General features: G+C 72.9%; 10 protein-coding genes. 3 read left to right on the top strand and 7 right to left on the bottom strand.

Features of this window, described 5'->3' with window-relative positions; all coding sequences use genetic code 11:
- Nucleotides 1–239: 239 nt before the first annotated feature.
- A complete protein-coding gene (locus tag AC061S_RS00220; protein WP_478683720.1) occupies nt 240–1,418 on the bottom strand; it encodes a DUF2786 domain-containing protein in 1,179 nt (392 codons plus the stop codon).
- Nucleotides 1,419–1,427: 9 nt separating this feature from the next.
- On the bottom strand, nt 1,428–3,074 hold the full coding sequence (locus AC061S_RS00225) for a nuclease/transposase family protein (RefSeq protein WP_478683721.1): 1,647 nt from the start codon (nt 3,072–3,074) through the stop codon (nt 1,428–1,430).
- A 354-nt stretch (nt 3,075–3,428) separates the two neighbouring features.
- Between AC061S_RS00225 and AC061S_RS00230 the strand changes: the two genes are divergently transcribed.
- Entirely contained in the window at nt 3,429–5,096 is a 1,668-nt protein-coding gene (locus AC061S_RS00230; RefSeq protein ID WP_478683722.1) for a bifunctional 3'-5' exonuclease/DNA polymerase, read from the top strand.
- Between the two features lie 55 nt (nt 5,097–5,151).
- On the opposite strand, the gene AC061S_RS00235 is transcribed toward AC061S_RS00230, so the two are convergent.
- The 3 genes from AC061S_RS00235 to AC061S_RS00245 form a co-directional block, all read right to left on the bottom strand.
- Nucleotides 5,152–6,426: a hypothetical protein gene (locus AC061S_RS00235; protein WP_478683723.1), complete on the bottom strand. Its 1,275-nt coding sequence runs from the start codon at nt 6,424–6,426 to the stop codon at nt 5,152–5,154.
- Nucleotides 6,427–6,506: 80 nt separating this feature from the next.
- Nucleotides 6,507–7,016, bottom strand: coding sequence for a SigE family RNA polymerase sigma factor (locus AC061S_RS00240; RefSeq protein WP_478684075.1), 510 nt, complete (start codon nt 7,014–7,016; stop codon nt 6,507–6,509).
- Nucleotides 7,017–7,080: 64 nt separating this feature from the next.
- Entirely contained in the window at nt 7,081–7,602 is a 522-nt protein-coding gene (locus AC061S_RS00245) for an N-acetyltransferase family protein (protein WP_478683724.1), read from the bottom strand.
- A 124-nt stretch (nt 7,603–7,726) separates the two neighbouring features.
- Here AC061S_RS00245 and AC061S_RS00250 point away from each other — a divergent pair, with 124 nt between their 5' ends.
- Together AC061S_RS00250 and AC061S_RS00255 are read left to right on the top strand one after the other, a co-directional pair.
- Nucleotides 7,727–8,290 (top strand): LemA family protein, encoded by a 564-nt coding sequence (locus AC061S_RS00250; protein WP_478683725.1) that lies wholly within the window; start codon nt 7,727–7,729, stop codon nt 8,288–8,290.
- A complete protein-coding gene (locus AC061S_RS00255) occupies nt 8,291–10,330 on the top strand; it encodes a DUF2207 family protein (protein ID WP_478683726.1) in 2,040 nt (679 codons plus the stop codon).
- Here the strand turns inward: AC061S_RS00255 and AC061S_RS00260 are convergent.
- Together AC061S_RS00260 and AC061S_RS00265 are read right to left on the bottom strand one after the other, a co-directional pair.
- Nucleotides 10,308–11,471 carry a serine hydrolase domain-containing protein gene (locus tag AC061S_RS00260; RefSeq protein WP_478684076.1) on the bottom strand — a complete coding sequence of 388 codons (1,164 nt, stop codon included), beginning with the start codon at nt 11,469–11,471 and terminating at the stop codon, nt 10,308–10,310. The genes AC061S_RS00255 and AC061S_RS00260 overlap by 23 nt on opposite strands.
- A gap of 100 nt (nt 11,472–11,571) precedes the next feature.
- The gene (locus tag AC061S_RS00265) at nt 11,572–12,225 is read right to left on the bottom strand and encodes a TetR/AcrR family transcriptional regulator (protein WP_478683727.1); all 654 of its coding nucleotides are present in this window, start codon (nt 12,223–12,225) and stop codon (nt 11,572–11,574) included.
- Nucleotides 12,226–12,236 lie beyond the last annotated feature (11 nt).

A 12,236-nucleotide genomic window follows, 5' to 3' on the forward strand; every position in this document is an offset into this window, starting at 1 on the left:
GGAGCCCGAGCCTGGCCGGCCCGCGCGTCGGGGCCCGGCCCCGGGGGCGTGCCGCTGCGCGGGGCGAAGTCCCCGCCCCGCCCTTCCACCGTTCCCCGGGGCTCAAACGCCGGCGAGGCTGGATGTATTCAGCCCGGCCGGCGTTTGAGGACCGGGTCCGGGCGGAGCCCGGGGAACGGTGGAAGGGCGGGTAGGGGACAGCCCCCGCAGGGCAGCTGGGGCGCCCTGCCCGGGCCGGGCTACTGCCGGAGGGAAGCTCGGCCGGCGTTCGCCACGTGCGCCCGGTCGGCGGCGGCCGTGCCGTCCTCCCAGCCCGCGAGGTCGGTCGCTCCGCGCAGCCGGGTCGTCGTGGTCCGGGGGAACATCTCCTCGGCCCGCGAGGTGACGGCCACGTCCCGGGCGACCAGGGCCGGCAGGTTGTCGGGGGCCTCGGCCACCGTGTCGGCCACCGTGTGCTCGGCCGTCTCGGCGAGACGCTGGCCGAGCCGGCTCGCGTAGGCCAGGAGGAAGGACTGCCGGAAGGTCTTGGTGCGCTTGCGCCCGCCCGCCCGCTGCCCGGCCTCCGCGCGGGTCATGGCGGCGGTGCCCTGTACGAGCAGGGAGGTGTAGAGCAGCTCCACCGCCTCCAGGTCGCTCTCGAAGCCGACGACGGTGGAGAACTCGTAGGCGCTGTTCCACACGGACCGGCAGCGGTTCGCGCTCGCCACCGCGTCGAGCAGCACCGCCTTGGCCTCCTCGTACGGGGCCTCGACGCCGATCCGGCAGGCGCCGGGTATCTGCGCGGTGCCGGACTTCACCGCGAGCAGGGCCGCGTCCACGGTGTGCCGGGCCATGAGCTCCTGCGCCTTGGCGCTGAGCGCCTCCGCCTCCTCCGGGAAGGTGGTCGCCTCGGCCTTCGCGAGCAGCGCCCGGATCCGGCCGAGCATGCGGGGCTCGATGTGCGCGTGTTCGAGTACGTCGGCGGGGTCCCCCGGCAGCGGCCCGACCGGTTCGATGGACGGCAGCCGGATCAGCAGCCGGAACACCTCCAGGACGGCCCCGGCAAGGCTGAACCGGTCGGTGCGCTCGCGCTGGACCAGCCGCTCCCCGTACTGGGGGTCGTCCCCCCACCACACCTCGGCCTCGGTCCACCGCTCGGGCAGCCGCGCGTACCGCCGGGCCTCGGCGGCGATCAGGTCCTCGGCGATCCGCAGGTGCGCCTGCTCCAGGTCCCGGCGTACGAGCCGCAGCACGTCGGCCGGCCGCCATCCGCGCTCCCAGGCCTGGCGCACGTACGCCTCCCCGCGCGCGAGGAGCGCCTGCCCGACCCCGCCCCACCGGTCCCCCTCGGCGACGAGCACCGACGCCCCGGCGTCCAGCCCGGCGTCGTCCTGGTTGTACAGCGCGGCCTCGCAGGCCCGGTCGACGATGTCTCTCACCGTTCCAATTTAAGTGAGCAGGAATGGGTCTTGTACCCATGCCTGGTCACTGCGGGTATCCCGAACGGTTTTGGATATCCGACTGGGCTCCCGCGTTCCGGTGGTCCCCGCTCGGGGACGTGCATCGTGTGCACGCTCCGTGGCGGGTGGGCGGGTTTCCTCACGCCCACGGGTACTACGGTCGGCCTGGACGGTCCGATGCCCCGCAGCATCACTCTGGTGCTGCGGGGGCGGTGCCATCCGTCGCCGGACCGGGTGCCCGAGGGCGCGTCGTCCGATCGCGATACCGGCGGCATCGTGACGGGACATTCTGCGGCGTGGGGTGACCAGCGGCTTCTGCCAGTGCTGGCCTCCCCACAGGGAGGTGTAGGCGGGATCGACCACAACAATGCTCAGGCCGGTCTCGTCGGCCATCGACACGAGGCGGGCTTTGAGTCTGCCGGTGGGGATGCCGGAGACAAGTCGCCGGAACCGCTTTCGCCGGCCGTGTTTCTCTCGGGTCTTCTCGGCGGTGAAGTCCAGGTCCTCGATGCCGAGGGCAGCGACACCGCAGCGCTTGGCCCAATGCAACACCTGGCTGATGGCGTGACGGATCTGCGCGTCCTGATGGTTCGCGGACCCGGTGAGGTCGTAGAAAAAACGGTGCGGTTCGCCGACCGGGTTGCCGTGGACATCCAGGCGGTAGGCGGCGAAGTGATCGGCGTTGGCGTCCACCCCGATCAAGCCCTTCGCCCGTGCCGTATCGAGTGGGATGGTCTGGACTGCGGGGCGTTGCCACGACGCCGTGAGGTACCAGCGACCGCGCGGGGCGTCGTAGTGGATGCGGTAGGCGACGGCCCGGTTCGCCTCGATCCGGTCGGCCCACTGCACGCCCCGGTGCTTGAAGGCGATCTCGGCAGCAAGGACGTAACGGCCGTGCTCGGCATTGGCCAGGCCGGCGAGCGGGGCGGGGAGCTTGATGCTGACCTCGCCGTCGGGAGCGACTCGGATCGTCTCGTTCCCGAAGCGTTTCCCGGATTCACCATCTGCCTGGAGAAACCAGCGCTCCGCCTCCCAGCGTTCACGCCATTCGCCCTCGGTGAGCCGCGCCGCGTCCAGGTTGTGGCGGGTGTTGAGGAGTCGTCGGCCGCCACGTACGACGTGCACGACACCCGCCTCATGGTCGCCACGGGCGGTTTCGAGGCGGTGGTCCAGGATCGCCAGGCGCCGAGTCTTCTGGAACCACTCGCTCTTGGACCGGTAGCCACCAGGTGCCCGCTTACTGCCCTTCTCCCCGATCTCCTGGGACAGCCGGTGCATGAGCGTACGGACTGCAGATTCCAGATTCTGGATGTGGGCCGACTGGCAACGACGGGCGAGCGCCCACTGATCGTGTGCAGCCTTCGTGATCGACCCGGCCCACCGCGACGACGAGGAGGCGGTCAGCCTCTGCTTCCGGGCCGCCCATCTATCCGTGGAGTGATCCAAACCATCGCGACAGCGGGCCACCAGATCGCGGGAAGCCAGCGCGCCCAGGTGCTCACCAACGAGACGCAACACGTCCTCGTCCTCAGTCGTAAGGCCCTTGAGCCGGTCACGTACCGCCACCCCGGACGGCCCGAGGGCTACGAACGGCTCGTCGATTTCGCGCAGTTGCCGTTTCGTTTTCCGCTGCACCGCTCACCTCGCTCCTCGATCGGCACCCGAACCTACCGGCCACCACTGACAACCCGCCTCCTGCTGGCCCTTTACGGCACCGACCTTGCCTCCGCTACGGACTCCGTCTACGCCCCCGCCACCCTCGCCAAGGTCCGCGCGGCTCGTGCCGCACCCCCCGCGCTCAACCTTGTAGACCTACAAGGCCTCCCTTCCTGCCCGGCCGAAATCCACCTCGTCCGGCCGGGGTCCGGGGCAGAGTCCCGGGGAACGGAGAAGGGCGGGTAGGGGGATCCACCCCACGCGGCGGCACGCACACCTGTGCCAGCGCGGCGCACCCCGGCGCTGTCGGACCCCGGTGGGACACTCGCACTCATGAGCGATCGCACCCCCCGGTGGGCCCTCGCCGAGGACGGCGACGGCCGCTGGCACGCCGTGCCCCTACCCGGGCCCGACGGGCCCACGGGCGGAGCCCGGGTCACCACCACCGACCCCGCCGAGGCGATCCGCGCCGCCCCCGCGGGCACCCGCTGGGTCTGGCGCTCCACGCAGGCCGTCTATCCCCGACTCCTCGCCGCCGGCGCCCGCGTCGAGCGCTGCCACGACATCGAGGACGCCGAGCTGCTCCTGCTCGCCCACGAGGGCCGCCTCGGCGAACCCCGTTCGGCGGCCGCCGCCTGGGCCCGGCTGACGAACGCGCCCGTCCCGCCCGATCCCCCGCAGCGCGCGGCGGAGCCCGGCAGCCAGCACTCCCTCTTCGACCCCCAGCCCGCCCCCGTCCCGCTCGACGCCCTGGTGGCCGTCCACGCCGACCAGGCGAAACGGCTCGACGCCACGGCCCACCCCGACCGGATGCGGCTGCTCGTGGCCTCCGAGTCGGCCGCCTTCCTCGTGGCCGCCGAGATGAACCGCGCGGGGCTGCCCTGGCGGGCCGACGTCCACCGGTCCCTGCTCACCGAGCTGCTGGGCGAGCGGTACGCGGGCCGCGGCCAGCCCCGCCGGCTCGCGGAGCTGGCCGACGAGGTCTCGGCGGCGTTCGGGCGGCGCGTACGGCCCGAGCTGCCCGCCGACGTCGTCAAGGCCTTCGCGGAGGCCGGGATCAAGCTCAAGTCCACCCGGCGCTGGGAGATCCAGGAGCTGGAACACCCCGCGGTGGAGCCGCTGCTCGCCTTCAAGAAGCTGTACCGGATCTACACCGCCCACGGCTGGTCCTGGCTCGGGGACTGGGTCCACGACGGCCGCTTCCGCCCCGAGTTCATCCCCGGCGGCACCTACACCGGCCGCTGGGTCACCAACGGCGGCGGGGCCCTGCAGATCCCCAAGGTGATCCGCCGGGCGGTCGTCGCCGACCCCGGCTGGCGGCTGGTGGTGGCCGACGCCGACCAGATGGAGCCCCGGGTGCTCGCCGCGATCTCCCGCGACCCCGCCTTCATGGAGGTGGCCGGCCGCCCCGAGGACCTGTACACCTCCATCTCCCGCCAGGGCTTCTCCGGCGACCGCGACATGGCGAAGATCGCCGTGCTCGGCGCGGTGTACGGGCAGACCTCCGGGGACGGCCTGAAGAACCTGGCCGCCCTGCGCCGCCGCTTCCCCCGGGCCGTGGCCTACGTGGACGACGCCGCGAAGGCGGGCGAGGAGGGGCGGCTCGTACGGACCTGGCTGGGCCGGACCTGTCCGCCGCCGGCCGATCCCGAGGAGGCCGAGGAGGCCCCCGACGGCTGGGTGCCGAGCTACGCCTCGACCGACGCCCGGGCCCGCGGCCGCTTCACCCGCAACTTCGTCGTGCAGGGCAGCGCCGCGGACTGGGCGCTGCTCCTGCTCGCGGCCCTGCGCCGGTCCCTCGCGGAGGCGGGGATGCGGGCCGAGCTGGTCTTCTTCCAGCACGACGAGGTCATCGTCCACTGCCCCGAGGAGGAGGCGCAGGCCGTGGCCGCGGCGATCCGCGAGGCGGGCGACCTGGCAGGCCGCCTCACCTTCGGCGACACCCCCGTCCGCTTCCCCTTCACCACGGCCGTCGTGGAGTGCTACGCGGACGCGAAGTAGGGCGTCGCGAAGGAGGGGGTCGCGAAGGAGGGAGCGGCCTGCCTGCCGGTTGCTTCTACTGCCCGTACTCCGAGGCCCACTTCGGGCTCGTCGCGAGCTCCTTCAGCCGCTGCAGCGGCAGCACCGGCTCCTTGCGGGTCACCGCCGACGACGACTGGGTCTCGGCGTTGAACGCGGACACGATCAGCCGGGTCCCGTTCGGCCGCAGCGCCTCGACGCGCCACTCGACCATGCCGGGCACGTCCTTGTCCCCGTTCCCCTGCCGGGTCAGGATCTTCGTTCCGTCCGGCAGCGTCTCGGCGGACGTGAAGAGGTCCGCCCAGGTCCCCGGCTCCGCCGGGTTGTCCGGCTGGATCTCGAGGCTGACCAGGGATTTGCCCTTGCCCTCGTCGAGCACCAGGTAGCCCAGATTGGGCCCCTCCTCGTCCCGGAGCACGACCGGGATCCCGTCCGTGCGCAGCAGCTCCTCCAGGATGCCCGCCGCCTTCGTCCCCCGGCGGGCGGGCGGAGCCTCCTCGGACTGGCCGGCGGCCGGCAGGTCGTTGAGGGCCGGATGCCACAGCGGGGACGTCACGACGGCCTGGAGCTGCGCGAGCGTGAGCGGAGGTGTCGGACGGCTGACGGGTGCGCCCTTCTCCTCCGCCGCGTTCTCCTCGTGGGCGTCCACCATGAACCCCTGGGGGGTCACCACGATGGCGCGCCAGGACTTGACGTCAGCCCGGTGGTCGGGGAACACGTAGCCCCTGTAGAGGAACAGCCGCGAACCGTCCGCGAGCGTCTCCGACGTGCAACTGTCGTACTTCGTGGTGGTCTTGGAGGGGCACTTGAGCATGTCCTCGGCCCTCTCGCCCTTCGGGTCGATCCGGTAGAGGCCGAAGCCGACGCTGCTCTTGCCTTCGCCGTCGTCGAAGACCGCGCTCACCATCGGACCCAGCTCGTGGTCCGTGCCCCGCGCCTCGACGGTGGTGAGCGTGCCCTGCGGCAGAAGCTGCTTGAGCACCCCGCTCAGCTGCTCGGCGGAGACCGCGCCGGTTCCGACGCTCTTGTCGCGCTGCACCGGCGCCGACGCCCCCAGCGCGGGCGGCTCCGGCGAGGACGCCACGTTCGCCCGGCCCCCGCCGGAGCCAGGTCCGAGCAGCCCGTTCGCGTAGGCCCCGGCGGTGCCGATCAGTGCCAGGGCGAGCGCCGATCCGCCGGCCATGGCGGCCCGGCGACGGGCCACCATCCGCCGCCCGCGCCGCTCCCCGGCACCCATGAGGTCGCGACCCTCGGACGTGAAGCCGTCCCCCGTACGCCGGAGGGCTTCACCAAGCTCATCTTCAAAGGACATGCGGAATCAGACCTTCCGTTCACCGGGATCGTGGGATGAGAAGAGTGGAGAAGAGGAGGTGCACACACGAGGGCGCGGGATCAGCGACCCGCGAACTCCGCGAGCGAGCCGCCCAGCTGCTCCCGCAGCCGGGCCAGCGCCCGCGAACTGCGGGTCCGTACCGCCGCCGAGCTGACGTTCATCGCGTCGGCGGTCTCCTCGACACTGCGGTCCTCCCAGTACCGCAGCACCAGGACCGCCCGGTCCTTCGGCGCCAGCCCGCCCAGCGCCTCCAACAGCGTCAGCCGCAGCGCGGGATCGCCGCCGGCAGGTGCGCCCGCGTCGGGGACATCCCCGACCGGACGCTCCCCCGCCGACCTGCGCCGCTGGTACGTCAGGAAGGCACGCACCAGTACGGTCTGCGCGTACGCCGCCGGATTGTCTATCCGGGCCACGCGCGCCCAGAGCAGGTACATCCGCCCGAGGGTCTCCTGTACGAGATCCTCCGCAAGGTGGGTGTCACCGCTCGTCAGCAGACAGGCCGACCGGTACAAATGCGCCGATCTGACCGTCGCGAACTCGCGGAACCCATCTCTGCGTCCGTACCCCATCCGCTCCCCCTCGCGTCGTCTCACCCCAATGACGCGACGGGGGCCGGGAATGTTTCAGCCGATCTCAGACTGCTTCGGAACCCGCCTCGGAGAGGCCGTGGAAGTACATGTGGAACTCCTCGCGGACGAACCCCTCCGCCTCGTACAGCCCCTGCGCGACGAGGTTGTCGTACGCCGTCTCCAGCTGCACGCCCGAGACCCCGGCCTCCCGCGCCCGGCGCAGCACCTCGCGCAGCAGCGCGCGGCCCGCGCCCGTACGGCGGCCGGCGGGGGCCACGTACAGGTCGCCCAGCAGCCACGCGGGCTTCATGGCCAGCGAGGAGAACATCGGGTAGACCTGGGTGAAGCCGACCGTGCCCGCACCCGGGACCTCGGCGAGCAGGATGAAGGAGTCCCCGCCCGCCAGCCGCTCCGCCAGGAAGGCGCGCGGGCGCTCCGGGTCCTCCACGTCCACCTCGTAGAACTCCAGGTAGCCGCGGAACAGCTCGGCGGCGGTGTCCAGGTCCGCCTCGACCGCCTCGCGCAGGACCACCTTGTCCGGGTCTCCCGCCCCCAGGACTTCGCCCTGTGTCGTCCGACCGTTCATGTCGCTCTCCCTCGTCCACTCCCGCGCGCCGATTCCATTGTGCGCGGGGGGTCCCAATCCACCGGCGTCGCCCTACGCTACGGCCGGGCCGGCAGGGGACCGGCCCCGCAACGGGGGGCCGTACATGACACCGCTCGGCACGATCGTCATCGTCTGCGTCGTGATCGTCCTGCTGGTTCCGGTCTGGCTGACCGCCACCTACAACGGACTCGTCCGCCGCCGCAACCAGGTCGACAACGCCTGGGCCCAGGTCGACGTCCAGCTCACACGCCGCTACGACCTGATTCCCAACCTCGTCGAGACCGTCAAGGGCTACGCCGGCCACGAACGCGGCACCTTCGAGGCCGTCGTGCGGGCCCGCGAGGCGGCCCTCGGGGCGAGCGGCCCCGCCGACAAGGAGCGGGCCGAGGCCGACCTGCGCACCGGTCTGACCGGGCTGTTCGCCCTCGCGGAGGCCTATCCGGCACTGCGCGCCGCCGACAACTTCGGCTCCCTCCAACAGGAGCTGGCGACCACCGAGGACCGCGCCGCGTACGCCCGGCAGTACTACAACGACGCCGTGCTGGCCTACAACACCGCCGTCTCCGCCTTCCCGGCCCTGCTGATCGCCGGGCCCCTGGGCTTCCGGGTCCGCGCGTTCTTCGGAGCGGGAGAGGGCGAAACCGGCCCGGTCCAGGTCCGGTTCTAGGTGACCTGGACCTGGTTCGTCGCGGCGGCCGCCCTGGTGGCCGTCCTGCTGTGGCTGTCCGCCGTCGGCTGGGCGGTGGCCGCCACCCGGCCCGCGCCCGTGGCCGCCGACGGGCCGACGATGGAGCTGCGGCCCGAGCCGCCCGCGCTGGTGGAGTTCCTGACCGGCGGCTGGGAGTCCGGCCGCGGCGCCCCGCGCGCGACGCTCCTGGACCTGGCCGGGCGCGGGTTCCTCGCCCTTGAGCAGACCGGCCCCGACCCGCGCGACACCCTCGTCCGGATCCGGCCTCCCCGGGGGAAGGACGCCGGTGCGACCGCCGAGGACCTGCTCCCCTACGAGGCCCTGGTGCTGGACCGGGTCACCGCCCTGGCCTCGGGCGGGGTGCTGCCCGTCGGAGCCCTGGCCCGGGGCACCGAGGACGAGGACCGGGGCTGGTGGCGGGCCTTTCGCCGGGCCGTGGCCGCCGACGCCCGGGCCCGCGGACTGGCCCGGGACCGCTACCCGGCGCGGGTGAAGGCCGGGCTGACCCTGGCGGCGGTGGCTCCCGCGGCCCTGGCGGCCGTGCTGTTCCTGTCCCTCGCCGGGGCCGGCGCCTGGTCCGTGTCCCTGGGCATCGGCGTGGTCGGGTGGGCCTGCGGCTCGGTGCTGGTCTCCCGTCTCACCGGGGAGCGCGAGACGCCCGCCGGCGTCGAGGCCTGCGCGCACTGGCTCGGCGTACGGGAGTGGCTGGCCCGCGACGAGTCCTTTCCCGGGCTTCCCCCGGCGGCGGTGACCCTCTGGGACCGCTACCTCGCCTACGCCGCCGCCACCGGGGTGGCCCGCTCCGCACTGGCCGTGCTCCCGCTCGGCCCGCGCGACGAGCGGCGCGCCTGGTCGACGTACGGCGGCGGCTGGCACGAGGTCCGGCTGCGGTACGCCCCCGCCCCGGCGCGCGCCCTGCGCCCGCCGCGCGAGAGCGTGCGGCTCGCCCTGCGGCGGGCCGGGTCGGCCTCGATCGTGCTGCTGCTGGTGGCCTGGTGGCACACGGGTCCGCCGACCGAGGTCCGGCTCCCGGTCGAGAGCGTCCCGCTGCTGGTCGTGGAGCTGGTCCTGCTGATCGGCGTGCTCATGGGCTCGCGCTGGCTGTGGACCGGCCGGCGGCCCGTGATCCCGCTCGCGGCGTACGTCTACGGCGGCCTCCTCGCCTTCGTCGCCTTCACCGGGGGGCTCCGGGCCTCCGGGCACTGGGCGGTGCCCCCGCAGGCGGCGTGGGCACAGCTGCCTCCGGTGCTGATCACCGGCCCGGCGCTGCTCGGGTACCTCTTCCTCCTCGCCACCGCCCTGCTGGACCTGTCCCGACGGGCCTGGAGCGAGGGCGAGGTGGTGCGGCTGCGCGCCGCGAAGGAGGTCCGCCACCTGGCGCTCGACCCGGGCGGGCGGACCTCGGTCACCGCCTGGCCCGTACGGCCCGAGCTGTACGGGGCGCTGCGCGAGGGGGCCGTCGTACGGGTGCTGCGGGGACCGGTGCTCGGGCACGTCTACGAGGTGGTGCTGGTGACGCCTTCGCCACAGGGCGAGCTGTTCCCGGCGGGGTACTCGCAGGACGAGTACGACAACGAGTCCTCGGACGAGGAGGCGACCGAAGAGGGGCCCGGGGCCCCCTGGGCCGGGGTGGCCGCACTGTTCGCGCGGGGCGACCCGAAGGAGTTCCTCCCGCTCGCCGAGGCCGCCCGGATCCTCCGGACGGATCTGCGCGAGTCGGACCACTCCCCCCAGCTCGGAATCCGGACCTACGACACCCCGGACGGAGAGGGGTTCCTGCTCATGCAGACGGCTTCGAGTGCCCTGGGCCGTCGGCTGCTCGCCACGCACAAGCGCGGGGCGACCCCGGTCGGCGCGGGAGCGGCCGACGAGGCGTACCTGCGGGGCCGACGCGTGGTCCTGCGCCGCGGCGAGCACGTCCTGATGCTGCAACTCCCCTCCGACTCCGACCATTCGGCGCTGCCGGCGCTCGCCGAGGCGGCGGCCCGCCGGATGGTCAGTGGTCCTCGTCCCCCGTGACGGGCTGGGCCGGGAGGGTGTAGACGTGCTGCGGGGTCACGATCTTGGTGATGGCCTCGCCGAACAGGGTGCTCGGCTCCTCGCCCTCGGCGGCGATGTCGGTGTTGAGCAGCACCACCAGGGTGGCCTTCGACTGCGCGTCGTAGACGACCAGCGACTGGTAGCCGGGCAGCGAGCCGTTGTGCCCGATCCACCCCTGGACGTTGAAGATCCCCAGTCCGTAGCCGGTGCCCGGCAGGGCCGGTACGACATCCAGGCGCTCGGCCTGGGTGGCGGGGGTGAGCAGCTCGCCCGTGGCCAGCACCTTGGCCCACCGCCGCAGGTCCGGAAGGTCGGAGATCATCGCTCCGGCGGCCCAGCCCCAGGAGGGGTTCCAGTCGGCCGCGTCCTCGGTCTTCCCCGAGGCCGTCTGGTCGGTGTAGCCCTGGGCGTGCGGGGTCGGGAACTCCGCGCCGGTCGGGAAGAGGGTGTTCTTCAGCCCGGCGGGCTCGATGACCTCCTCGGTGATGTAGTCGGCGAGCGTCTGCCCGCTGATCTTCTCCACGACGAGCCCGATCAGGATCAGGTTGGTGTTGCAGTAGTCGAACTGCGCGTTCGGCTCGAAGAGCACCGGGTGCTTGAAGGAGTAGTCGAGCAGCTCCTGCGGGGTGAAGGGCCGCCGGGGATCGGTGGTCAGCGCCTTGAAGAAGTCCTCGTCGGCCGAGTAGTTGAACAGCCCGCTGCGCATGCCCGCCAGCTCGCGCAGCGTGATGCGGTCGCCGTTCGGCACGCCCTCGATGTACGTGCCGATGGGGTCGTCCAGCCCGATCTTGCCCTCGTCGACCAGCTTCAGCATCGCGGTCACGGTGAAGGTCTTGGTCTCGCTGCCGATCCGCATGTTGAGGCCGTCGGTCATGGGCGCCCCGGTGGCCTTGTCCGCCACGCCGAAGGCCCGTACGTACGCTCCCTTGCCCGGCGCCGACAGGGCCACTTGAACCCCGGGCACCTTCGCCTCGTCCATCACCTTGCGGATGGCGTCGTCGAGTTGGCGCGCCACCGCGGGGGTGAGCTGCGGAAACTCGTCGGAGACGGCCGGACTGCTCGCCGCCGGGGGTGTCGGCACGTCCACCGCGTACCCGACACCGGCCCCCACGGGCACCATCAGGAGCCCCACTGCGGCCGCTCCCACAGCCGCCCTGCGCAACCGTGTCGTGCTCACCCGTCCAACGTAGCCCCGGGGCGGGGGCCGGGCGACCGGGGGCTCAACCGGCCCGGTAGGCCCGCAGGAAGGCGCCCACGCCGCCCGCGATCAGATGGTCGGTCTGCTCCCTGGGGAAGGGCACGACCCCGTAGTGCGAGAGCTGCGAGATGGAGTGCGCGGTCAGCGCCATGAAGTGGGCGCCCGCCAGCATCGCGTCACCGCGTACGTCGAGCAGCCCGGCGGCGTCGAGGCCCGCCATCGCGTCCGCGAGCGCGCGGGACACCGGGCCGGGGCCGGCGTTCACCCAGGCCTCCAGCACCTCCGGCGGCACGTGGTCGGCCTCGGCGTGGATGTGGCGGACGAGGGCGAAGTGGTCGGCGTAGTCCGTCATGAGGCCGATGATCCGCTGGGCGAAGGCGACGAGGTCGCGCTCCAGATCCTCGGGGCGGGGCGGGCGTTCGGGGTTCAGGACGGCTTCGATCTGGGCGATCTGGGCGTCGCTCACCCGTCCCGAGGTCCAGGTGACGACGGTGGCGAAGAGCATCGCCTTGCCGCCCGGGAAGTGGTTGTAGAGCGTGCGGGTCGAGACGCCGGCCGCGGCGGCGAGCTCGTCGACCGTGGCCCGGGCGTAGCCCTGACGGCCGAAGACCCCGCAGGACGCGCTCGCGATGGCGACCTGCTTCTCCAGCTTCTTGGCATGGGTGCCGCTGCTCACTTCGCCTCCAC

It is taken from the genome of Streptomyces sp. CA189, from assembly GCF_056428985.1.

Excerpts from the sequence above, each read along its gene's own strand:
- AC061S_RS00230 (WP_478683722.1), top strand. The coding sequence starts at position 3,429 with ATGAGCGATCGCACCCCCCGGTGGGCCCTCGCCGAGGACGGCGACGGC.
- AC061S_RS00235 (WP_478683723.1), bottom strand. The coding sequence starts at position 6,426 with ATGTCCTTTGAAGATGAGCTTGGTGAAGCCCTCCGGCGTACGGGGGAC.
- AC061S_RS00240 (WP_478684075.1), bottom strand. The coding sequence starts at position 7,016 with ATGGGGTACGGACGCAGAGATGGGTTCCGCGAGTTCGCGACGGTCAGA.
- AC061S_RS00245 (WP_478683724.1), bottom strand. The coding sequence starts at position 7,602 with ATGAACGGTCGGACGACACAGGGCGAAGTCCTGGGGGCGGGAGACCCG.
- AC061S_RS00250 (WP_478683725.1), top strand. The coding sequence starts at position 7,727 with ATGACACCGCTCGGCACGATCGTCATCGTCTGCGTCGTGATCGTCCTG.
- AC061S_RS00260 (WP_478684076.1), bottom strand. The coding sequence starts at position 11,471 with ATGGTGCCCGTGGGGGCCGGTGTCGGGTACGCGGTGGACGTGCCGACA.